General features: G+C 43.4%; 26 protein-coding genes and 1 other annotated feature. Of the genes, 11 read left to right on the forward strand and 15 right to left on the reverse strand.

The annotated features are described in order from the left end of the window. Positions 1-34: 34 nt before the first annotated feature. Positions 35-1,687 carry a peptide ABC transporter substrate-binding protein gene (locus N5C46_RS06580; protein WP_261751396.1) on the reverse strand — a complete coding sequence of 551 codons (1,653 nt, stop codon included), beginning with the start codon at positions 1,685-1,687 and terminating at the stop codon, positions 35-37. Between the two features lie 510 nt (positions 1,688-2,197). On the opposite strand from N5C46_RS06580, the gene N5C46_RS06585 reads away from it, so the two are divergent. Together N5C46_RS06585 and trpS are read left to right on the forward strand one after the other, a co-directional pair. Continuing rightward, positions 2,198-2,581, forward strand: a complete 384-nt coding sequence (locus N5C46_RS06585; RefSeq protein WP_261751397.1) for a DUF3899 domain-containing protein — start codon at positions 2,198-2,200, stop codon at positions 2,579-2,581. A 43-nt stretch (positions 2,582-2,624) separates the two neighbouring features. Continuing rightward, positions 2,625-2,857 (forward strand) — a binding site (T-box leader). 51 nt (positions 2,858-2,908) lie between these two features. Then, entirely contained in the window at positions 2,909-3,907 is a 999-nt protein-coding gene (gene trpS / locus N5C46_RS06590; protein ID WP_261751398.1) for a tryptophan--tRNA ligase, read from the forward strand. A gap of 101 nt (positions 3,908-4,008) precedes the next feature. On the opposite strand, the gene N5C46_RS06595 is transcribed toward trpS, so the two are convergent. The 8 genes from N5C46_RS06595 to N5C46_RS06635 form a co-directional block, all read right to left on the reverse strand. Further along, positions 4,009-4,758, reverse strand: a complete 750-nt coding sequence (locus N5C46_RS06595; RefSeq protein WP_261751399.1) for a YjbA family protein — start codon at positions 4,756-4,758, stop codon at positions 4,009-4,011. A 444-nt stretch (positions 4,759-5,202) separates the two neighbouring features. Continuing rightward, a complete protein-coding gene (locus N5C46_RS06605; RefSeq protein WP_261751401.1) occupies positions 5,203-5,964 on the reverse strand; it encodes a DUF2268 domain-containing putative Zn-dependent protease in 762 nt (253 codons plus the stop codon). Between the two features lie 95 nt (positions 5,965-6,059). Next, positions 6,060-7,304, reverse strand: a complete 1,245-nt coding sequence (gene fabF, locus N5C46_RS06610; protein WP_261751402.1) for a beta-ketoacyl-ACP synthase II — start codon at positions 7,302-7,304, stop codon at positions 6,060-6,062. Between the two features lie 51 nt (positions 7,305-7,355). Next, positions 7,356-8,288, reverse strand: a complete 933-nt coding sequence (locus tag N5C46_RS06615) for a beta-ketoacyl-ACP synthase III (protein WP_159361745.1) — start codon at positions 8,286-8,288, stop codon at positions 7,356-7,358. Positions 8,289-8,458: 170 nt separating this feature from the next. Next, positions 8,459-8,647: a ComZ family protein gene (locus N5C46_RS06620; RefSeq protein WP_034763435.1), complete on the reverse strand. Its 189-nt coding sequence runs from the start codon at positions 8,645-8,647 to the stop codon at positions 8,459-8,461. Continuing rightward, a complete protein-coding gene (locus N5C46_RS06625) occupies positions 8,644-9,612 on the reverse strand; it encodes a BMP family ABC transporter substrate-binding protein (RefSeq protein WP_261751403.1) in 969 nt (322 codons plus the stop codon). Before N5C46_RS06625 ends, N5C46_RS06620 begins: the two co-directional genes overlap by 4 nt. A 101-nt stretch (positions 9,613-9,713) precedes the next feature. Further along, positions 9,714-10,433: a hypothetical protein gene (locus N5C46_RS06630; RefSeq protein WP_261751404.1), complete on the reverse strand. Its 720-nt coding sequence runs from the start codon at positions 10,431-10,433 to the stop codon at positions 9,714-9,716. A gap of 22 nt (positions 10,434-10,455) precedes the next feature. Then, a complete protein-coding gene (locus tag N5C46_RS06635; RefSeq protein ID WP_261751405.1) occupies positions 10,456-11,199 on the reverse strand; it encodes an alpha/beta fold hydrolase in 744 nt (247 codons plus the stop codon). A gap of 293 nt (positions 11,200-11,492) precedes the next feature. Between N5C46_RS06635 and N5C46_RS06640 the strand changes: the two genes are divergently transcribed. Then, positions 11,493-11,630, forward strand: a complete 138-nt coding sequence (locus tag N5C46_RS06640; RefSeq protein ID WP_336275582.1) for a DUF2929 family protein — start codon at positions 11,493-11,495, stop codon at positions 11,628-11,630. 32 nt (positions 11,631-11,662) lie between these two features. Here N5C46_RS06640 and clpB read toward each other — a convergent pair whose 3' ends face one another. After that, positions 11,663-14,254 (reverse strand): ATP-dependent chaperone ClpB, encoded by a 2,592-nt coding sequence (gene clpB, locus N5C46_RS06645; protein ID WP_261751406.1) that lies wholly within the window; start codon positions 14,252-14,254, stop codon positions 11,663-11,665. Between the two features lie 122 nt (positions 14,255-14,376). Further along, the gene (locus N5C46_RS06650) at positions 14,377-14,556 is read right to left on the reverse strand and encodes a YjzC family protein (protein WP_034763424.1); all 180 of its coding nucleotides are present in this window, start codon (positions 14,554-14,556) and stop codon (positions 14,377-14,379) included. A gap of 194 nt (positions 14,557-14,750) precedes the next feature. On the opposite strand from N5C46_RS06650, the gene N5C46_RS06655 reads away from it, so the two are divergent. Then, on the forward strand, positions 14,751-15,560 hold the full coding sequence (locus tag N5C46_RS06655; protein WP_261751407.1) for an undecaprenyl-diphosphate phosphatase: 810 nt from the start codon (positions 14,751-14,753) through the stop codon (positions 15,558-15,560). 71 nt (positions 15,561-15,631) lie between these two features. Next, positions 15,632-16,324, forward strand: coding sequence for a Crp/Fnr family transcriptional regulator (locus N5C46_RS06660; RefSeq protein WP_261751408.1), 693 nt, complete (start codon positions 15,632-15,634; stop codon positions 16,322-16,324). 59 nt (positions 16,325-16,383) lie between these two features. Here N5C46_RS06660 and N5C46_RS06665 read toward each other — a convergent pair whose 3' ends face one another. Together N5C46_RS06665 and N5C46_RS06670 are read right to left on the reverse strand one after the other, a co-directional pair. Continuing rightward, a complete protein-coding gene (locus N5C46_RS06665) occupies positions 16,384-16,692 on the reverse strand; it encodes a metal-sulfur cluster assembly factor (protein ID WP_060670294.1) in 309 nt (102 codons plus the stop codon). An 84-nt stretch (positions 16,693-16,776) separates the two neighbouring features. Beyond that, positions 16,777-17,550, reverse strand: coding sequence for a prolyl oligopeptidase family serine peptidase (locus N5C46_RS06670; RefSeq protein WP_261751409.1), 774 nt, complete (start codon positions 17,548-17,550; stop codon positions 16,777-16,779). 189 nt (positions 17,551-17,739) lie between these two features. Here N5C46_RS06670 and N5C46_RS06675 point away from each other — a divergent pair, with 189 nt between their 5' ends. The 3 genes from N5C46_RS06675 to N5C46_RS06685 all read left to right on the forward strand — a co-directional run bounded on the left by N5C46_RS06675 (position 17,740) and on the right by N5C46_RS06685 (position 19,002). Next, positions 17,740-18,555 (forward strand): Cof-type HAD-IIB family hydrolase, encoded by an 816-nt coding sequence (locus N5C46_RS06675; protein WP_261751410.1) that lies wholly within the window; start codon positions 17,740-17,742, stop codon positions 18,553-18,555. Between the two features lie 109 nt (positions 18,556-18,664). After that, the gene (locus tag N5C46_RS06680) at positions 18,665-18,811 is read left to right on the forward strand and encodes a hypothetical protein (RefSeq protein WP_167562130.1); all 147 of its coding nucleotides are present in this window, start codon (positions 18,665-18,667) and stop codon (positions 18,809-18,811) included. Then, complete coding sequence (locus N5C46_RS06685; protein ID WP_034763417.1) at positions 18,811-19,002, forward strand: DUF3813 domain-containing protein; 192 nt, start codon at positions 18,811-18,813, stop codon at positions 19,000-19,002. Before N5C46_RS06680 ends, N5C46_RS06685 begins: the two co-directional genes overlap by 1 nt. Before the next feature lie 40 nt (positions 19,003-19,042). Here N5C46_RS06685 and N5C46_RS06690 read toward each other — a convergent pair whose 3' ends face one another. Beyond that, a complete protein-coding gene (locus tag N5C46_RS06690) occupies positions 19,043-19,426 on the reverse strand; it encodes a Gmad2 immunoglobulin-like domain-containing protein (protein WP_261751411.1) in 384 nt (127 codons plus the stop codon). A 54-nt stretch (positions 19,427-19,480) separates the two neighbouring features. After that, on the reverse strand, positions 19,481-20,335 hold the full coding sequence (locus N5C46_RS06695; RefSeq protein WP_079534816.1) for a YitT family protein: 855 nt from the start codon (positions 20,333-20,335) through the stop codon (positions 19,481-19,483). Positions 20,336-20,502: 167 nt separating this feature from the next. On the opposite strand from N5C46_RS06695, the gene N5C46_RS06700 reads away from it, so the two are divergent. From N5C46_RS06700 to N5C46_RS06710, 3 genes are all read left to right on the forward strand, one after another. Continuing rightward, positions 20,503-21,360: a DegV family protein gene (locus tag N5C46_RS06700; protein ID WP_261751413.1), complete on the forward strand. Its 858-nt coding sequence runs from the start codon at positions 20,503-20,505 to the stop codon at positions 21,358-21,360. Between the two features lie 57 nt (positions 21,361-21,417). Next, positions 21,418-21,549: a DUF3941 domain-containing protein gene (locus N5C46_RS06705; RefSeq protein ID WP_094075248.1), complete on the forward strand. Its 132-nt coding sequence runs from the start codon at positions 21,418-21,420 to the stop codon at positions 21,547-21,549. 152 nt (positions 21,550-21,701) lie between these two features. Then, positions 21,702-22,193 carry a YajQ family cyclic di-GMP-binding protein gene (locus N5C46_RS06710; protein ID WP_034763412.1) on the forward strand — a complete coding sequence of 164 codons (492 nt, stop codon included), beginning with the start codon at positions 21,702-21,704 and terminating at the stop codon, positions 22,191-22,193. Positions 22,194-22,239: the final 46 nt, after the last annotated feature.

Consider the following 22,239-nt stretch of genomic DNA (forward strand, 5'->3'; position numbering starts at 1 on the left):
TCTCCCTTTAAAGGTGTGTCTACTGAGTTAATACTTACTCAATTGAAGCCCATTTGTATGAATTATCTGCACCAAATGAATGGCGTAGTACATTCTTAACATATGGACGCTCTAGATAAGAAACACCAGCTTGGTACATTGGGCTGATCGCTTGATCATCAAACAGGATCTTTTCAGCGTCAACCATTGCTTGCCAACGTGCATCTAAATCGTCAAGAAGTTCACCTTTAGCTTGCTCGATTTTCTTGTCATATTCAGGATTTGAGTAACCCATTTGATTATGAGCACCGTCAGTTACGAACATGTCAACGAAAGTCATCGGATCTGGATAGTCAGGACCCCAACCAGCGAAAGAGAAGTCATATTGACCCTTCGATTCTAATTCAAGCTTTTGCTTGAATGGTTGAGCTTTGATCTTAACTGTTAATCCTTCAAGGTTTTGCTCAAGTTGTTCTTTTAAGAATTCACCGATTTTCTTAGAGCTGTCAGAGTCATAGTTTAGTAGTTCTAATTCGATAGAATCTTTACCTAACTCTTCTTTTGCCTTAGCCCAGTAGTCTGCAGCTTTCTTCGCGTCGAATCCACCGAAATCGCCAACAGCTTCACGGTATTCAGTTCCATCAGGACCTGTTACGAAATCTTTTGGTACTAAGTAGTACGCAGGCATAGATCCATTGTTAAGTAGTACATCAACCATACCTTTTTTGTCATAAGCAGAGTCGATTGCTTTACGAGCGTTAACGTTTTTCAGCACTTCATTACCTTGGTTTAAACGAAGGAAGAAGACAGACGTTTCAGCTCTTGTTTTGAAGTTTTCATCTGATTTGTACTTATCAACGAATTCAGCTGAAAGACCAGCGATATCCGCTTTATTTGTTTCATAAAGGTTAACACCAGTAGCAGTATCTTTAACGATGTTGAAGTTAACTTCTTTCAACTTCACATTTTCTGCATCCCAGTAGCTGTCATTTTTAGAAAGTTTGAAGCTTTGCTCATGCTTCCACTCAGAAAGTGTGAATGGACCATTATACACAACCGTGTCAGCTTCAAGACCGAACTTGTCGCCTTGCTCTTCCACGAATTTTTGGTTTTGAGGATAGAATGTTGCAAAAGAAAGTAAAGCTTTGAAATATGGTACCGGAGTTTCAAGCTGAATTTCTAATGTTTTGTCATCAGTAGCTTTAACACCTAGTTCTTCAACTGGAACTTCACCAGCATTTACTTTAGCAGCGTTTTTGATATCGTACATGATGTACGCATACTCTGCACCAGTGTCAGGGTTTAATGCTTTTTGCCAAGAATAAACGAAGTCGTTAGCCGTAACGGGATCTCCGTTGGACCATTTCGCATCACGGATCTTGAACGTGTAAGTTTTGCCATCTTCACTTACTTGTGGCTCTTCTGCAGCCATACCAAGTACAGGCTCGTCATTTTCACCTAAACGGTAAAGACCTTCAAATACGTTGTTCATTACGTTGAATGAAACAGAGTCAGTTGCCAGAGTGGAGTCCATTGATGGGATCTCAGAACTCTCGATAAGATTAAGTACCTGTTCTTTCTTTTCGTCAGAACCGCCTGCACCTGATCCTTCTTCATTGCCTTCAGTCTTCTTGTCGCCGCCACATGCAGCCAAGAAAGTACTTAGAGCCAGAAGAAGAACCAGCAAGAATGAAAACTTTTTCTTCATCTTGAAATTGACCTCCTCGTAAATCTCATATTTATTTATCTTCTAATTTTCAGAAGATTTGTTACTTATTATACATGATAGAGAAATTATTGCAATATGAATTTAACAGTTTTTTTGCTAAATTATCAGATTAGTAGGTATATTGTTGTTAAAACCTTGATACATCAACGTTTTTCCTAAACATTTTAGAGAGTTTGTCCTATTACAATTGTTACAATCGTAAATTTCCACTGGATGAAACCACTTTACAATATGGATGATTCACCATCTTTAAATGCCCCCCTTCTATTATAAATATTAAAACATCAGACTAAATATAAATAATAGAATTAATACTTATTTCACTCTCCTTCAACTTTTGAAATGAGATACTACTTGTATGTACGCCCTGCATGGATGTCTGTTGTCTTCCTTTATACACTTTTGAAAGAATTGTATATATATGAATGAGGATTGAATTATTCTTCTTCCTTCATGTATACTTTGGTTAAAAACATCTTAAGGAGCATTATGAAACGAATGAAATTGTTCAACATACTTACCTTTCTTATTTTTATCATTGCTGTGGTAGTGGCTTCACTGCAGGAAAAAAATCTGCTTCTTTCTATAATAGACAGTTTGTTTGTCATCGGGATTGCCTATATCAGTATCGGTGCCCTCCTTTATATTTTTGGAAAGGGATTTTTTAACGGGATCGTCTATGCTCTTAAAAGGTTTCGCAACAGCACGAAACAGGGAAAGTATATTTCCCAGTTCGATGACCTGGATGAGATGAAAGAAGCTCACGAGGAATATGGTGTACAACGTTCCTACTCTATTACGAAGTCCTTTTTACTGACCGGAGGACTCGCATTCGTCCTTTCGATTATCATGACCTACCTTCTGTACACTTGAATTCACCCTTCTTTTCTCATATAATAGCTACATATGAATGAAAGTATAAGCTTGGATGAAGAGTAGTACTTTTCAGGATGAATAAAAGAGAACTTGTGGTTGGTGCAAACAAGTATTCATTTGAAAAGGAATGGACTTCGGAGCTTTATGTGTGAAACGGAGTAGCACATAACGGGATGACCTTACGTTAAAGAGGTTCCATGCACGTCATGGACTAAGCTGGCTCTAACGGGCACTTAGGGTGGCACCGCGGAAATCATCCCATTCGTCCCTATTTTTTATAGGACGGGTGGGTTTTTATTTTGTGTAAAATTAGGAGGAAATGAAATGAAGACAATATTCAGTGGCATTCAGCCGAGTGGGACGATCACCCTCGGTAATTACATCGGGGCGATGAAGCAATTCACCGAGCTCCAGGAAGAATATAATTGTTACTTCTGTGTGGTTGACCAGCATGCGATCACGGTGTCTCAGGATAAGATGGAGCTGCGCAAAAACATCCGCAGTCTTGCCGCCCTGTATATCGCCTGTGGCATCGATCCGGAGAAGTCTACATTATTCATTCAATCGGAAGTTCCTGCACATGCACAGGCAGGCTGGATCCTGCAGTGTGTGACCTATATCGGGGAGCTTGAAAGAATGACTCAATTCAAAGATAAATCCCATGGCAAAGAAGCCGTTTCAGCGGGATTATTAACGTACCCACCGCTAATGGCGGCAGACATCCTGTTGTACGGAACAGATCTTGTTCCCGTCGGGGAGGATCAGAAACAGCATCTGGAACTGACCAGGAACCTGGCGGAACGATTCAACAATAAATACAATGATATCTTCACCGTACCCGAAGTAAGAATCCCCAAAGTCGGTGCCCGGGTGATGTCCCTTCAGGACCCGTTGAAGAAGATGAGTAAATCCGATTCGAATCAGAAAGCGTTCATTACACTCCTTGACGATCCTAAACAGATCGAGAAGAAAATCAAAAGTGCCGTGACCGATTCAGATGGCATCGTGAAATACGATAAAGAAAACAAACCCGGCGTGTCTAACCTCCTTTCGATCTATTCGATCCTTGAAGGTACTTCTATAGAAGAAATACAACAGAAATATGAAGGGAAAGGATACGGGGACTTCAAAAGCGACTTGGCACAGGTGGTCATAAGCGCCATCAAGCCGGTACAGGACCGCTACTATGAATTGATCGATTCAGAGGAATTGGATGATATCCTTGATCGCGGTGCAGAAAAGGCAAACTTCGCAGCAAACAAAATGCTGAAGAAGATGGAAAAGGCCATGGGATTGGGAAGAAAAGAGAGAAAGAGGAAATAAACAGGAAGGCCAGAGACTGCTTGCGCGGTTTCTGGCCTTTCCCCTGCCCTCATACAAAAAAACCTCAAGCCCACTACGGACTCAAGGTTTCCTGCGAACGATCAATTAACCTTAGGGCGATTCTCCACTTCCCATAGTTTTTCGAAAAATGGTTGTCCCTTAATCAAATTCTCACAGAGGGTGAGGTGCTTGTCCGACCACCCGTACTGGGTTTCTTCATATAGCATCTGCCATATGTCTTCGAAATCCATTTCCTGTATGGTGCGGTAGCGCTCTGGTGCCCATTCTGTGTACCAATACCGGATTTCCGCCGTGTTGTTTGAACTGTGAAGTTGATCAAGGGCCATGAATAACAGCTGCTTCAATTGTCTTTCCTTCCGCGTCAGCCCGCTCATCATATAAGGATTCGGGGAAAGAATATGATACGCATCCTCCCTTTTACCGTCCGGCTCGATGGAATACTCTACCGTTTCATGACTTTCGACCATTTCATACACCAGTTGTTCCTGTCTTGGTATCAGCCTGCTTTTTCTGATTGGGACGGTGTATCCGATTGTATCCACTGCCAGTATCCCGGTGCCATCCGTCACGATGAAACAATAATCCAACTGGATCCGTTCGTGGTTTTTTCGCAGATATGCTTTTTGATAGACATGATGGAGCAGTTGTTGAGGTAACTCTGATAAATCATTCTCGATGTAATGAAACAGTGTCGTGTCTACTTTAATCAGAGGAACCTGATCCAGTAATTCAATAACGTCCTCTTTTCTCCACTCATGAAAATGGCAGACATTGTAGCCATTTTCTTCGCCTTCGAACCAATTTACCCATACATCATGAAGATATAACATGATTGACCCCTCGCTTTGCTTCAATCTTATTTGTCAATCAGTATAGGCTAATTTGTGTAAATTTATTCCTATTATCAAGGGTTTTATGATTGTCATTATATTTTTCTGCGGGGTATATAGATTGAAAGGGTGATAATGAGGATTCCCAAAAGAAATAAATAACTTTCAACACGTGTGGAAACAAAAGATATATAATCTGTAAACGTCATTCCTGTCGTGAGCAAATTTAAATACATGATTAAGCTCACCCCTCCTGATACAGCCAGTCCAAATCCAATAAAGAGTCCAAACAATTGTACCACCATACCTTCCGCCTCTATCCTTGCATTAAGATATTGGAGCCCGTCCATGCTTAGTATATTTTATGAAAGGAACAGGAAGATATGACGGCAGAGGACATCCTATTTTCAGGAAAGCCCATGGCTTCAGCAATTCTCCTGATTTCTATGGCAAAAATACTGATGACGGTTCTCCTATGAGGGAAAGGGTTGACGAATCCTGCTTCTTTAAAAACTGTTGCACCAATCGGTAGCCCGAGGAATAGCCGAGCATTTTTGGAAAGGATTTTTGTCCAAGAAGCAGCTGATCATGCAGAGGACTATCCCGCCTCACTTCCAAATTGGGCTCTATCCATTTTTCATAGTAGCGGGACAATTCCTGTTCATCATACGCTTTTGTCCAGGGAGCCACATATTTCTCTCCACAGTATTCTCTGACAGCAGTTTCTGCCAGCCCTTCAAAGATGATGGAGTCAAGGAGCGTATAGTGGTCCTCCTTTTTGTTTAACCGCTTCATTCGGACACAGTGATGGTATTCATGGACAAATAACGCTTCATATTCTTTTGGATCTTCCTGGTCCGTAACGAAAAAGAAGATTTCATCTTTGAAGCATACCCCCGATTTTTTCATGGATGTCTGGAACATCCCCCTTTTTTCCTGTACGGGGAATAGATAGATCGGGACGCTCGGTCCATTCCACTTTCGCTTATATTTTTTTTCAAAGAGAGCAAATCGTTCCCAAAGTTTCTTTTCTTTCATTTTTTCGTAAATATCTCCGGCGAGACGCGCAGAACGATACATTCCGTGCTTTGTAAGGTATTGATAAAACGATTGCTGATCGTCTTTACCATTTTTCGTTTTCTTGAGTAGATCCACGGGATTATCGATCCACTCTGCCAACCAATCATCTGTAGGTACAACTGCCACCTTCATCCCTCTTTCCATGCTTTTTAACATGTATATGTGAAAGAGGAAAGATTCACAACAAAAAGAGCCTGCTACATGTAACAGGCCCATAATTGTTAACTTTGATATTTTTTAAATACGATGGTGGCATTATGACCACCGAATCCTAATGAATTACTCATCGCTACATTGACTTCTTGTTTCCTTGCTTCATTTGCTACGTAATCAAGATCACAATCAGGGTCCGGCGTTTCAATATTGATGGTTGGAGGAAGGACACTGTCTTTCATCGCCAGTACAGTGAAAATCGCTTCCACTCCGCCTGCTGCACCAAGAAGGTGACCCGTCATGGATTTCGTCGAACTCATGGCCAGTTTATAGGCATGCTCTCCGAACACTTCCTTCACAGCCATCGTTTCGTATTTATCATTATATGGAGTGCTTGTTCCGTGGGCATTGATGTAATCCATCTCTTCCGGACGGATCCCGCCATCTTCAAGTGCCATTTTCATCGCTCTTGCGCCGCCTTCTCCAGCAGGTGCCGGGGCAGTGATGTGATAGGCATCTCCGGTACATCCGTACCCGACGATTTCTGCATAAATCGTCGCTCCACGTTTTAAGGCATGATCAAGTTCTTCCAGAACGACGATTCCCGCCCCTTCTCCCATTACGAAGCCATCACGATTGGAATCAAAGGGTCTTGATGCTTTCTCAGGATCTGGATTCGTGGAAAGGGCTGTATTTGCACAGAATCCGGCAACGGACATTTTCGTGATTGGCGCTTCTGCTCCACCGGAAACCATCACATCCGCATCCCCACGCTGAATGACCTTGAAGGCATCACCGATTGAGTTTGTTCCTGTTGCACAAGCTGTTACGGTACAAGAGTTGAACCCTTTCGCTCCGAGCATAATGGACACTTGTCCCGCTGCCATATCAGGTATGATCATCGGCACGAAGAATGGGCTTACCCGGCGATATCCACGTTTCTGGAATGTTTCGTACTGCTGTTCGAATGTTTCCATTCCCCCGATTCCTGAACCGATCCACACGCCAACGCGATGTGCATTTTCGTCTGTGATATCAAGTTTTGAATCTTTTACTGCCATTAACGATGCGGCAATCGCATAGTGAGTGAAGCGGTCCATCTTCCTTGCTTCTTTTCTTTCCACCCCGAACTCTTCAATATTGAAGTCTTTTAGTTCTGCCGCCACTTTGGCAGGATACTCATCGGCGTTTAAACGCGTTAAAGGCCCTACCCCCGTCTTTCCGGCCAAAATATTCGACCAGGTCGATTCAACATCATTCCCTAAAGGCGTGACGCTTCCTAATCCTGTAACCACTACACGCTTCTTATTCATTCTAATCCATCTCCTTTAACTGCAAGTTGTCAATAAGCTTCTGATACTCAATTATTTACCCCAGCGCATAATGATCGCGCCCCAAGTTAAACCGCCACCGAATCCTACCATGACGACAACATCATTCTCTTTCACTCTTCCCGCTTCAAGATCTTCCACTAAGGAAACCGGGATAGAAGCCGCTGATGTATTTCCATATTTATTTACGGTCTTAGACATTTTTTCCACCGGCAGCTCAAGGCGCTGCCTAGCTGCTTCCATGATACGGATATTGGCCTGGTGAGGAATGAGGAAATCTACGTCCTCTTTACTTAAACCTGCCTTTTCAATCACATTTATACTGGATTCGCCCATTTGACGAACTGCGAATTTGAACACTTCCCGGCCGTTCATGATCAATTTTTCATCCTGATACAAATGTTTCGCTCCTGATCCGTCCGATCCTAATTCAAAGGCAAGGATCCCCTTGCCGTCTGGAACGGGTCCAAGGACCGCCGCACCGGCAGCATCTCCAAATAGGACGGCTGTGTTACGATCCTCCCAGTCAGTGATTTTGGATAATTTCTCTACACCGACCACGAGGACATTCTTGTACGCACCATTATCGATGAATTGCTTTGCCGTAATCATACCATACATAAATCCTGCGCATGCGGCACTGATATCCATTGCCGCAGCCTTCTTGGCTCCCAATCTTTCCTGAAGGAGGCAGGCAACGGATGGGAATGGATGATCCGGGGTAACGGTTGCTACCATGATCAGGTCGATGTCCTCGGGATCGATCTCCGCATCAGCAATTGCCTTCTTTGCGGCTTCGAAAGCCATATCAGAGGTATTTGTTTCATTATTTGCTATTCTTCTCTCTTCAATGCCTGTTCTCGTACGAATCCATTCATCCGAAGTATCCACCATTTTCTCAAGATCCGCGTTTGTTAAGATCTTTTCAGGAAGATAACGTCCAATTCCAATAATACCTGTATTCATACTGGCGTTCCCTACTTTCGCTTATAATTTTTTTCATATACTCAATGGTTATTATCAATTATTATGACTTGGTACTAATTTTATCGAAGATTTCTACTTTCTGCAATTATTTTTTCTTCCTAACAAAAGACGGGTCACCTTAAATTCAGGTGACCCGTCTTTCCATTCGCTTATTCTTTATGTAAGGCATCCTGTTTGCCTAATTCATAAGCTTCACTCATGACCTGGGTGAACAGCGTCATGAATGGCTGCAGCATTTCAGGAGAGAACTCGACTCCCGCTTGATCGAGTTGTTCTTTCGCTTGGGGGAAATACTTCATGGCAATCTGCATAAACTCCATTGTTTTGTCTTGATTCATTGCTTCGATTCCTTTCCATTCGGCAATTTGCCGGTATCAATATAGTCCTTGATATGTTGCTTTATTTCAGTTTGAAAATCTTTCGGAATGAGCGGACTGAATTTTCCCATGGAGATCACACCGTCTCCAAAATCAAATTCCAGGTTGCCTGACTCCAGCTCATCATGGGCGAACCTCTCGGCTACTACTCCATACAACTTATCAGCCTGCTGGACGGTGCTTGTCAGGACCGTTGATTCCCCGAGATCGGATTGATCGGAAACGTACCCTATGGCATAAAGTCCTTTCTCCTTAAGCTTTTCGATTACTGCTACATTATAGCCGTCACCTGCAGGATACACAACATCGATACCCTCTTTTAGTAAAGTGTCCAACTCGTTAAGGGCCCTCTCTTGATCGTCCCAATGATTGGTGTACTCTACGTTAACCTCTGTCTCACTGTTTTGATACTTCGCTCCATCTATAAACCCTTGAACCTCAGGCTGCCACTCAAAGGCCGCAATCACACCGATCTTCTTCGTTTTAGAGTGAAAGGCTGCTGTCATTCCTCCGAAAAAGCCCATAGCGTATCCCTTGAACTGTAGGCTTGTCGTGTTTTTCTCCGTGGCATGTCCGTTAAAGCTGACGAAATGCATATCGGGATGCTCTCCAGACAAGTCGTTAAAGACATCCGCATACTCACTCCCATGTCCAAATACTAAGGTGACATCCTTATCATCAAATTCCTCTACTGCCTGCTTGATTGATGTATCATTCTTCATTCCCTCTTTATAGAACACGTCTGCATGATAATCGGATTGTATTTTTAGTAATCCTTTGTACCCTTTTGTTCCCCAAACTCCATCATTCACTGCTTCCGGAACAAGTAAACCAACCTTTTCTATCTCTTCGCTGTTTCCTGCTGAACAACCACTTAGTCCGACCAGGAATACAATCAGGAAAAACATGTACCATTTCTTATTCATGTGCAGCAACTCCTTTAAAGCCCATGCAGCATCTATAAAAGGTTCATTACATCATCCCTATTTTACCCTCACCTGTATCTACATGAAAAGGAAAAGTTTTCTCACTCCTCAATTTCATGCAAGCGAATCCCTTTTTCTTGTTGATCAATGATGCCCCTGTGAGACTTTGATGGTCTGACGATCACTTCTTTTCCAACGGCATCGATTTTACGGTGACCAGTTGAAAACGTTTCATTTGTGATATAGGATAGAGCTTCATTCCAGCTCCTGTCTGACAGAGGCTTCAAGGTAAAGATGTCTTTTTTTGAAGAGAGATTGACAATCATTTTAGCTGCGTCCTTCACATAAATCGCCCCCGAGGGATCATCCACATAATCCGTTCCTTCCCCTTTGCCGGTCAATATTTGTGCAAAAAGGAATTCTTCCGGTTGATGGATACCATATAATGTTGGAAGGTAGAAGGCAGCACCATCTTCCTCAAGACCTCTATTTCCTTTCCCGTTGGAATAGATTCGAATCACATGAAAGGGTTGGTCCACTTTTGAGAGCAGTTCATCCACTTCTGATAAATACCCCGCCCTATTCCCTCTTACCTGATCATAGTAAGGAAGGAATACACTGGACCCTCTGCGTACGCTCTTATCCCATCCCCCATAAGACACGTACTCCAGGTTTGCATTCCTTCCAATTTCCATCCATTTATCCTTCGTCTCTTTGTGCTCATCGATGGCGGTCACGGTCCATCCTTTTTCCAGAAGGGCATGACAGAGTTCAAATCCCAAAAACTGTTGTGCAGCGAAAACGAACGCATGATGGTTCAAGTCAATCACTCCAATTTATTTGTTATAACTCTTTCTCATGCAGGGAAAAGTAAGATGCGATCTTCCCTCCAAGAGACCCTCGTTTCTCAGGAAGAACAAAGAATAGATCCGTTGAAATTCCTTTTGCTAAACGCTCCGTATATATATCTTTTATGAGAGTGAATTGATTTTTATAACGATTTAGAGTCATTGACTGAACAATATACAGGGGAATAGGGATATCCTGGAATATTTTGTAGTCCTGTGATTGTTGTGAGATGAAGGCTTCACAATCCTCTTCCTTCATCTTCAGCATCAATGAAAGTTCTTTTATCACTTTTTTATAAAAGAATTTCTGTTCTTTTTCTTGTTCTAAATGGTCATACATCGATACGCAGGGGGAGAGCAGGACGGCACTCCTAATATCATGTGCCAATTTCGGATAGAGATTTTTCAATACTAACGCTCCCATTCCTTCGGCCAAAATGTGGATCTTTCCATTGATGATTTCGTTCCGTTTCACATGCTGATAGAGTCGCCTGGCCAATTGTACGGCTTGATCGCTACCCCAATTCGCTCCATACAGATTACTATAATATACAATGTACCCCTTGGCTGTCAGCTCTTGAATCCACTTATACCGCGCCTCATGCTGCACCCAGAAACTGCTCTTTTCGTCTACATAGTGATGGGAGTCCCCTATAATCATTACAGCGAATCCATTTGGTCGTTCAGGGTAATGGATCATGCACCACTCTTGCTCTAATTGAAACAATCGTTGATACATTCAAATTTCTCCTTTTACATACTGAGTCTCTATAGTTTATGTAATGAGACTGCATTTGTAAGGGAGATAGCCCATAGGAAACCTTTTATTTATAAATTTTTGCCCCTATCCTCCAACAGATGACAGGGTTTACATTTCACAGATTAGTCATTTATTAATTGTTAAAGCTGTGGTAAACTAATAAAGATTGAAATGAGTGACAACATACGATTGAATGTGTTCAATACATAGGAATGAGGTGACTTGGCGTGAGATTTTTTTGGATGTTCTTCTGGGCTTTTGCATTGTCCGAAATGCTGACTTACGTTGTAAGTTCAATGAATGGAAACGAATTTCATTTTCAAACAGGATTAATCCTTTCCGTTTGTTTCGCGGTACTGGTATTCCTTATCACGCTTGTTATTCCAAACGAGCCTGCAGAAAACCATTAAAAAAAGCAGCCAAATCCGGCTGCTTTTTTCATTTAATGAATCGTTAGACCATTTTCACCCGCATCAATCGTGATGGTTTGACCCTGCCGTATATTTCCGGCAATGAGCTCCCTTGCAAGCTTAGTCTCGATTTCCCTCTGCAAGTACCTTTTTAAAGGACGAGCTCCATACACGGGATCATATGCGGATTCTGCAATGAATTCCTTCGCCCCTTCTGTCAGGGTAAGAATGATCTGCTGTTCCTCTACCCGATGTTGAAGGTCCTCAATGAGTTTATCAATGATCCCCTTAATGTTTTGAATACTCAATGGTTTAAATAGAATAATGTCATCCACTCGGTTAAGGAATTCAGGGCGGAACGCGGAACGAAGCTGCCCCATCACAAGATCTTTCGTACCGGGGTCAATCTCTTCCTCTCCTTTATTCCGTTCAAGGAGATGAGAAGATCCGATATTGGATGTCATGATGATCACCGTGTTCTTACAATCAATGGTTCTCCCTTGAGAATCGGTGATCCGGCCATCGTCAAGCATTTGCAGAAGAATATTGAATACTTCGGGATGGGCCTTTTCAATTTCATCCAGCAAGATGACTGAATAAGGTTTACGCCTGATCGCTTCCGTCAGCTGACCGCCTTCTTCATAGCCAACATATCCAGGAGGTGCACCGATCAAACGGGAAACCGCATGTTTCTCCATATATTCCGACATATCGATTCGGATCATCTGCTCTTCGCTGTCAAATAACGTTTGGGCAAGTGTCTTCGCAAGCTCTGTCTTCCCGACTCCTGTCGGGCCTAAGAAAATGAAGGAACCAATCGGTCTGTTCGGATCCTTGATCCCTGCCCTTGCACGAATGACGGCATCACTGACCAGCCCGACAGCTTCATCCTGGCCGATCACCCGCTCATGAAGAATGTGATCAAGCTTCAATAGCTTCTCCCGTTCTCCTTCTACAAGCTTTGTGACCGGGATTCCGGTCCATCTCGCCACAATGTTCGCCACTTCTTCTTCTGTCACTTCTTCACGAAGCAGGCGCCCTTCCTGTTCTTTCATCATTTCCTGCTCTACCGCCGCAAGTTCTTTCTCCATGGCCGGGATCCGTCCATGCCTGAGCTCAGCGGCTTTATTCAAATCGTAATCACTTTCGGCTTCTTCCAACTTGCGCCGGAGTTTCTCCAGTTCTTCCCGCTTCTCCTGTACTACGGAGATACTTTCTTTCTCCTGTTGCCATTTTAATTTCATGCTATTCGCTTTTTCCTTCAGATTGCTTAAATCTTCACGGATTCGTTCGAGCCGCTCCAGGCTTGCAGCATCCTTTTCCTTATTCAATGCTGCTTCCTCGATTTCAAGCTGCATCACTTTACGGGTGACTTCATCGAGCTCTGAAGGCATCGAATCGATTTCCGTCCGGATCATCGCACATGCTTCATCGATCAGGTCGATGGCTTTATCAGGTAGGAACCGGTCTGATATATAACGATCCGACAGGCGGGACGCAGCTACGATGGCCCGGTCATGAATATTGACCCCATGATGGATCTCGAATCGTTCCTTCAAGCCTCTCAGGATGGAAATCGTATCCTCCACATTCGGTTCCTGTACGAGCACTTGTTGAAAGCGTCTTTCCAGGGCTGGATCCTTCTCGATATACTTTCGGTATTCATTGAGGGTCGTTGCCCCGATGCAGTGAAGCTCCCCTCTGGCAAGCATGGGCTTCAGGATATTCCCCGCGTCCATGGCCCCCTCTGTTTTTCCTGCACCGACAATCGTATGGAGTTCATCTATGAAAAGAAGGATGCGCCCTTCACTCTTTTTCACCTCTTGGAGTACGGCCTTCAGCCGCTCTTCAAACTCACCCCTGAATTTCGCTCCTGCGACTAAAGAGCTCATGTCCAGCTCGAAAATCGTCTTATCCTTTAAACCTTCAGGTACGTCTTTACGAACAATCCTCTGTGCCAGACCTTCCACAATGGCGGTTTTCCCTACTCCCGGCTCTCCGATCAGGACGGGATTATTCTTCGTTTTCCGGGAAAGAATGCGAATGACGTGGCGGATTTCACTATCTCTCCCGATGACAGGATCGATTCTCCCTGATCTCACATCTGCCACAAGATCCCTTCCGTATTTCTTGAGTGCTTCATATTTCACTTCCGGGTTTTGTGTCGTCACCCTGCTCCCTCCTCTTATCTGTTCAATGATTTCTCTTACGATCTTTTCCATTACCCCTTGCTGCGTCAAATACAGCGTAATCGGATGCTGCTTCTGCTTCCACAGGGAAAGAGCAAGATGCTCAATGGAAATATAGTCATCTTCCCATTTGCGTTTCAAGCTCTCACTATCGGCGAAAAGTTGATGGATATCCCTTGAAAGGTACTGTCCGTATTGGATTCCCTCACCCTCTACCGCAGGGATGTCATCTAACTTCTCATCGATCCATTCCGTCATTAACTGAATGGTTATCCCCGCCCGTTCATATATTGTGCGAAGGAAGCTCTCTTCCGGCCCGAGCAGCGACTTCCACAAATGAAGGGCACTTATATCTGTATGTAGCTTTTCTGTGGCCAATTGACCAGCCGAAGCCAACCCTTCCTGGATGCTGTGGGTCATGTTATCAAGATTCATTATCTGTCACCTCACATTTTGACCTTCATTGACCTTTAATGACATTATATCCCTTTCATTCGAAAAAGGAAAAGAAAAAGGAACAAGGATTGCCTTGAACGGGGCACCCTTGTTCCTGATGGTTAAGGTTTTCTCATATACGACCATAGGCGGTTATGGTTGGAGTTCTCAGGAAACCTGTCCCCTGCTTTCAGACGCAGTTTTTGCGGATTCTTTACCATGCTCCCGGTTTCACCGATTTCTATATACTCACCATTGTTCGGTGCCTTTTCGCCGGCCCTGAATTGTCGTGACTGTCCCATTCTTACCCCTCCTTTTTCGAAGCGATGCTTCTTTCCTATTTTTCTACAAGCGTGACCTTTCATGCATGCCAGATGAAGGATAAATATGATAATCACGTTACGGTTCGGTTAACATTCGGAAAAAGGCTTTACAGTCTTTCCCTTAATGGTGTTAAATTAAAAAATGTGGAGAAAAAAAGCTTGGAGGATATACAATGGATTTTTATTTGATTATGAAATACTTATTTTTGGGGATTTTTCAAGGGTTCACGGAACCGATTCCGATCTCATCCAGTGGACACCTGCTGCTTGCACAGCATTTCCTTGGTATCAAAGACACAACACTGACCTTTGAAATTCTGGTCAATACGGCATCATTACTCGCTGTTCTCATTATTTACCGGGAAGACATCTTACGCCTCATCGTAAATGGCCTCGGTTATTTCAAGCAGAAAACACCCGAAACAAAACGTGATTTTCATTTCATCATATATTTACTGATCGGCACAATCCCAGCTGGGGTGATCGGTATATTATTCGGCGATGTGATTGAGGAACATCTTACTTCTGTCATCACGGTGGGTATCACGCTCATCATTACAGGTATCGCCCTTTGGATGATCCGTAACCTGAGAGGAAGAAAAAATGATGGAGACTTGAACGTAAAGGACGCGATCATCATCGGTCTTGCACAGGCAGTTGCCCTCATCCCCGGAATCAGTCGTTCAGGTGCAACGATCGTTGCCGCCATGGCAAGCGGTATGAAGGCAGAAACAGCCCTTCGCTTCTCGTTCCTTCTTTATATACCTGTCAGTGTAGGCGTCATGGTATTTGGGATTAGCGACTTGATGGGTGATCCGAACCTAGCTTCCATGGCGATTCCATATACAGTTGCCTTCATTGCTTCCCTGATTGCTTCTTACTTCTCATTAAAGTGGTTCATGAATATTATGGCAAAAGGGAACTTGAAATATTTCGCTATTTATTGTGTCGCGGTCGGAGCTGCCGTCCTGATTTTCACATAAACCTTCTATCCGTCGGGTATCTTTGGTAAGCTTGTTAGAATAAGACATTTTGATGGAAACGGTGTGATCTCATGAGTGAGAATGTTGAAGTGCCTTCGGAGATAAAACAGTTATTCATCGAGAAAAAGTCGGTGAGAACCTTAAAAAAAGGAAGTTACTTGTTTCAAGAAGGAAAAGCGTCTCACGAGTTATATTTAATCAAAAGCGGTCGGGTTCAAATAAGCAAAGTCATTCCCGATGGACGGGAATTATCCCTGCGCATCTGTTCAACGGATGATGTCATCGGAGAATTGACTTTATTCAGTAAAGAAGCCTACTACATGCTCAGCGCAAAAATACTTGAGGACACGGCGGTTTATGTTTTACCGAAAGAAAGGTTTGAAGAAACACTTTCTCAAAACGGTGATCTGACCATACAATGGCTGAAATGGATACAGCTTCAAAATCAGCAGAATCAGACAAAATTTCGCGACCTCATCCTTCATGGGAAAAAAGGAGCCCTGTATTCTACCCTGATCCGCATGACCAATAGCTACGGAAAAGCCGTCAATACCGGTATCCTGATCGACATGCCCTTAACCAACCAGGAATTGGCCAATTTTTGCGGAACATCCAGGGAAGTCGTGAACAGATTATTGAGCGAACTGAAGAAAGACAACGTCCTTCTGTCGGAAAAAGGATATATCACAATTTTGGATCTGGAATACCTGAAGAATGAAATTGACTGTGAGAATTGCCCGGTCTCCATATGCAGGATCGATTGATCCAAACCTAAAAACCCCCTGAAGCAAAGCCTTTCAGGGGGTTTCTCATGTATTGGGTATTATCTGATTCCCAATGCGATTTTCGCATAGCGGGACATATTGTCTTTGCTCCATGGTGGATTCCAGACGATGTCTACCTCTGTTTCTTTCACTTCGGGAATGTCTCTCAGTGCTGTTTTCACTTGATCCACAATGGTTCCAGCCAACGGACAACCCATTGACGTAAGGGTCATGGTGACTGTTGCTTTCCCTTCCTCATCGAGATCCACATCATACACTAAACCTAAATTCACTATGTCTATTCCTAATTCAGGGTCGACAACCTGCTCTAAAGCACCCATCATATTATCTTTAAGATCTTGATCCATGCTAATCACTCCTTTACGCTTATACTTGTCTCTTACCCATTTTCATTACTCATCTTAACAAATAACCACGTATAAAACAAAAAGTTAAGCTGATAAATGCTTCTCGAACCACTCGACAAGCCTCAATACGCCTTCTCTCGTAACCTTGTGATCGGCTTTATCATCTTCTATGAAAAGCAGATGATCTTCCCGTTCCTCATAATAAGGCAATATGCTGTCATAGAATTCCCTGGTCAAATGGAAGGGGACGACTTTGTCGCGCTTTCCATGCCAGAACATGAGGGGTCTGCCCCCGAGCTTCTCGGGTTGAAGGCTAAGATCATAATGGGCAAGCTCACTCATCATGCTTTCGATTTCCCCTTCACTAAATGGCAGGTCATATCCAAGCGATTCCACTTGAGCGAGCTGGGCCTGTGCAAATTTCACATATGTAGGGTTCCCCATCAGTGAAACGGCTGAAGAAATCCATTCATATTGAGTCAGTGCACCCAATGTCACGATCCCTCCCATGGATGTTCCTGCCACACCGATTCCATTTGGTGTGATCAGCCCCTTTTCTTCAAAGTGCTCTTTCAATATGGATAATTCATGTATGGTATTCAACACGATCTTCCAAAAAACTTCTCCCAATTGATACTCTGACTTTCCAGAAGATCGTTCTCCGTGCTCTAAACAATCCGGGAGTATCACTCTGAACCCCTTTTCAGCAAGAAGGTATGCGTAGTGAAGATTATGCTCTTTCGCACTCGTAAAGCCGTGAATAAAGAAGCATGTCGGCAGCGGTATATTCATGTCTTCTTCCCTCACAAGATGAAGGAATGGGATCGTTTGTATAGTTGATTTATCAATAAGAATCATGATGGTTCTCTCCCTCCTGATTGCTTTTCACTTTACTATGATATCCTAGATTTGGTAGTATGTATAATATTTAAATCGAAGGCGTATGTAAACATTTCTTAAAATCTATGTGCAGGCGGTGGACAACTTTCTTCGTGCAACGCTACACTAGAATAGCCTTCATACCAATAAGATTGGGGATTTGTATTCATGAACTCACAAGAAAAACATTTGATTGTTCTGGATCTCGATGGAACATTATTAACCGATGAGAAGAAAATCTCGTCCAAAACACATGATATATTAAAAAAAGCGCGCCATAAAGGGCATGAAGTGATGATTGCAACTGGCAGGCCGTTTCGTGCAAGTGAATTGTATTATCAACAATTGCAGTTGACCACTCCCATTGTCAATTTCAATGGGGCATTCGTGCATCACCCCACCGACCCATCATGGGGAGTCTATCATGAGCCGATGGATCTCGATGTGGCCAAACAAATCATCAATGCTTGTGATGATTTTCCATTCCGTAATATCGTCGCTGAAGTGATGGATGATGTCTATCTTCATTATCATGATGAAAAGATCATCGATGTATTTATGATGGGTAACCCTTCCATTTCAACAGGTGATATCCGGAACGTATTATCGGATCACCCGACATCCATGCTCATTCATGCTGAAGAAGAGGATGTAGCCGACATTCGCGCCCACCTCGATGATGTTCATGCAGAACTGATCGACCATCGCCGCTGGGCAGCACCTTGGCATATCATTGAGATCGTTAAATCCGGATTGAATAAAGCTGTCGGGATAGAGCGTGTGGCTTCTTCCTTGAATATCCCCCAAGAAAGAATCATCGCATTCGGGGATGAGGACAATGACTTGGAAATGCTCGACTACGCAGGAACAGGTGTCGCCATGGGTAACGCCATCGATCCACTGAAGGATATCGCGAATGCAGTGACACTTTCGAATGAAGAAGATGGCATCGGGCGTTATCTGCAAAAACGCTTCGACTTATAAATTCGGATGGAAACGGTGGGTAAATCTTCTTACTGTACGTTCCGCCTCCGAGAGCCATACTAGGAGAGAACGCATCCAGCGTTCCAACTTGCACAAGGGGTGGTAAGTGATGGGTAGAAAATCGAAACGATTTGTACAACAAGGTAAAATTGCTGTATCAAAACATGACGAACGTATCCCGTATCATCTGACGTATGCAGAAGCAGAGGCTAAGAAGCTTGCTTCACATGGTGACGGTGCAGGGGGGCTGGAATAATGAGCAATCCACTATTCCAGCAGGCACGTACCGCTGTATCTTCCGCTAAACAGGCATGCAGTACGGGAGAAAACGCTCAAATGTCCATTGATAAAGCGAAGAATGCTTTGTCATCTGCTTACGCTAACTCGAATGTCGAAGAGCAGAAGCAGCTTCATGCTCTTCAGGACGAGTTGAACCGCCTTTCATAAGCTAGATCAAACAGGGTTGCCCGTAAAAGGGCAACCCTGTTTATTTGTTTGGCAGAACGACAAGATAACTGTGAATGATCTTGCCGTCCCCCTCATCACGCTCATATAAATTCAGGAACAGCTTTCCATTTCTCCTTTTCAACTCAGGGAGTATGATGGAAAACTCCGTCCAGGCTGGAGCTTCTTTATTCACTTTCAAGAGCGTTTCCGAAAGGAGTACCCGATGTCCATCCTCAACCATATAGTAAAAACTTCCACTCGAGACACGGGCTTGTCCAGTGACCGTAAAGCGACCTTTGATCTCCCTTACCTTCACATCTTTAAAGGAAGGGTGTTCCTGGGGTAATACGCTCTCTGCTCCCGATTTCATGGGTGCCCCCAATAACAGGATTGAACTGATCAGTATATACACGATGGCTTTCAAGGTGATGCCCCTTTCTATCTGGGTTCACCCATAGTATTTGTTAAACATGAGAATCTAATCTTTTCGAAAGAACCCGAATATCCCGGTCGTCTGAACGATATTTGTGAACGCATTGGGATCTACATCCTTGATCGTATGTTCAAGCTCGTACAATTCATACCGTGAAATGACGATGATTAACATTTCCTTGTCCTCTCCGGAAAAAGCCCCTTTAGCGGGCAAAGTTGTAATTCCCCTCACAAGCTTCGAATGGATGGCTTCTCGCAATTCGTTCGATTTCTTGGTGACGATCATCGCAGTCAGCTTCTCATGGCGTGTATGGATGGCGTCGATGACACGTGTGGAAGCATATAATGTCACTAACGTATACAGTGCTTTTTCCCACCCGTACAAGAAACCTGCAGACGTGATGATTACGGCATTCATCAAGAAGAAATACGATCCGACCGGCTTATCTTTCATTCTTGACAGGATCATGGCGATGATATCCATTCCCCCGGTAGATGCTCCCCACTTCAATGTGATCCCGACACCGACAGCGGCTATGACCCCGCCGAATACTGCATTCAGAAGGATGTCCGGTGATAATTTAATGACAGGAAGAACCTCCAGGAAAAAGGAAGTAAGAAACACGGAAATGAAGCTATACACAGTAAAGGAACGGCCGACCTTAAGCCACCCCAGAATGGTGACGGGAATATTAAGGATGAATAATAAAATACCTGTTGAAATATTGAATGGTGCAAACTCCTTCAGTAAGCTTGACAGCAGCTGGGCAAGTCCCGTAAAGCCGCTCGCATACACATTTGCGGGAATTAGAAAGAAGTTCATGGCAATGGCTCCTAAAAGGGATCCGACCAGGACCACGACAAATTTCTTCGCCTCTAATTGAACATGATCTCTCGACATACACATACCTCCTGCATCTTGTTGTTATTTTTTTATGTTCCACATTTCATCTTACCTAAACTCCCTCTACTATTCATCTTTTTATCATAATTCCTGTTCAATCGATTGTTATTTTCACTGAAAATCGCTAGACTAAAGCTATAAAGATAAGTCAAAGGATGATGAGGATGACAGTAAAATTATTTGCTGATAGTGCAAGCGATCTTCCTGCTGCCTATTTCAACGAACACAACATAGAGCTTCTTCCACTTAAAGTACATATAGATGGCCAGGACTACGAGGACTTGATCACCATTGAACCAAAAACCGTATTCGATAAAATCAGGGACGGACATATGCCGAAAACGTCCCAAGTCTCACCGGACCTGTTCCTGAAAAAGTTCACACAGCTTGCAGAATCGAATCAATCCGGCATTTACGTTGCTTTCTCTTCCCAATTATCAGGCACGTATCAAACGGCTGTCATGATCCGGGATCAGGTAAAAGAAGATTACCCTGATCTTGATTTGACCATCATCGATTCCAAATGTGCTTCACTCGGATATGGGTTGGTCGTCATGAAAGCGGCCGAACTCTTGAACAACGGTGGGACAAAAGAAGAAATCATCGAAGCCTCCCGATTTAACTCCGAGCATATGGAACATCTTTTCACCGTAGAAGATCTTGAATATCTTGCAAAAGGAGGCCGGGTCTCAAAAGCTTCAGCCTTTTTAGGCGGATTGCTGAACATCAAGCCTCTTCTGCACATGGAAGATGGTAAACTTGTACCGCTTGAAAAACTACGCGGAAAAAAGAAACTTCTTAAACGCATTTTAGATATGATGGAAGAACGTGGTGAAAATCTTTCTGACCAGGTGATTGCCATCAGTCACGGTGATGACGAAGAATTCGCCCTTGAAATGAAGCAGCTCATAGAGGAAAAATTTTCACCTAAGGACGTTTACATCAGTATTATTGGATGCGCCATAGGTTCTCATACAGGGACAGGGACCTTAGCCATATTTTTCTTAAACCAGCACTCATAAACTTCTCCCCCCTTCCCCATACTAATAACGAGATCCAATACGGAAGGGAGAATCATCATGCCACATACATCTGATAACGAAAAAAAGGCGAGGGACAACAATGCCTTGCGCCAGGAAAAGAATAAAATCAAAGAAATAAACCGGAAAGCCGGTAAAAATCAATACTCCAAAAAAACGGATCATCTATAAGGGATGGACCGGCCGAAAGCCACCCGTTCTCTCATGAAGGGGTGGCTTTTGTTTTTCCCCTAAAAAAACCTGCACCATTTCAACCAAAGAAGTTGTATGTCCCGTCACAGCTTGTCTATAATGAAAAGAGAAAAAGTATGGAGGGGTTACATATGGCAAAGGAAAGTTCGTTTGACATCGTATCCAAAGTGGATATGTCAGAAGTGAGCAATGCGATTCAAATCGCGTTGAAAGAGGTTCAAACCCGGTATGACTTCAAAGGGAGCAAGAGTGACATCAAATTGGACGGTGAGGAAATCGTCCTCGTCTCCGATGATGAATTCAAGATGAATCAGTTGAAGGATGTCCTTCTCAGTAAGCTGATCAAGCGTAACGTCCCTGTTAAGAACCTTGATTACAGTAAGCTTGAAGGTGCATCAGGCGGTACTGTCCGTCAGCGTGCCAAGCTTGTACAGGGAATCGACAAAGACAATGCAAAGAAAATCAACACAATCATCAAGAACTCCGGCGTGAAGGTAAAGAGTCAGGTTCAGGATGATCAGGTTCGTGTTACGGGTAAAAGCAAAGATGATCTCCAAAAGATCATCGCAGCCATCCGTGAAGCTGATCTTTCCATTGATGTACAATACGTAAACTTCCGTTAATACGGTTTTCCAAAGAAGTCTAATGGGTACAATAAAGCCATTAGAC

Origin of the sequence: Rossellomorea vietnamensis (assembly GCF_025398035.1) — a bacterium.
GTDB lineage: Bacteria > Bacillota > Bacilli > Bacillales > Bacillaceae_B > Rossellomorea > Rossellomorea vietnamensis_B.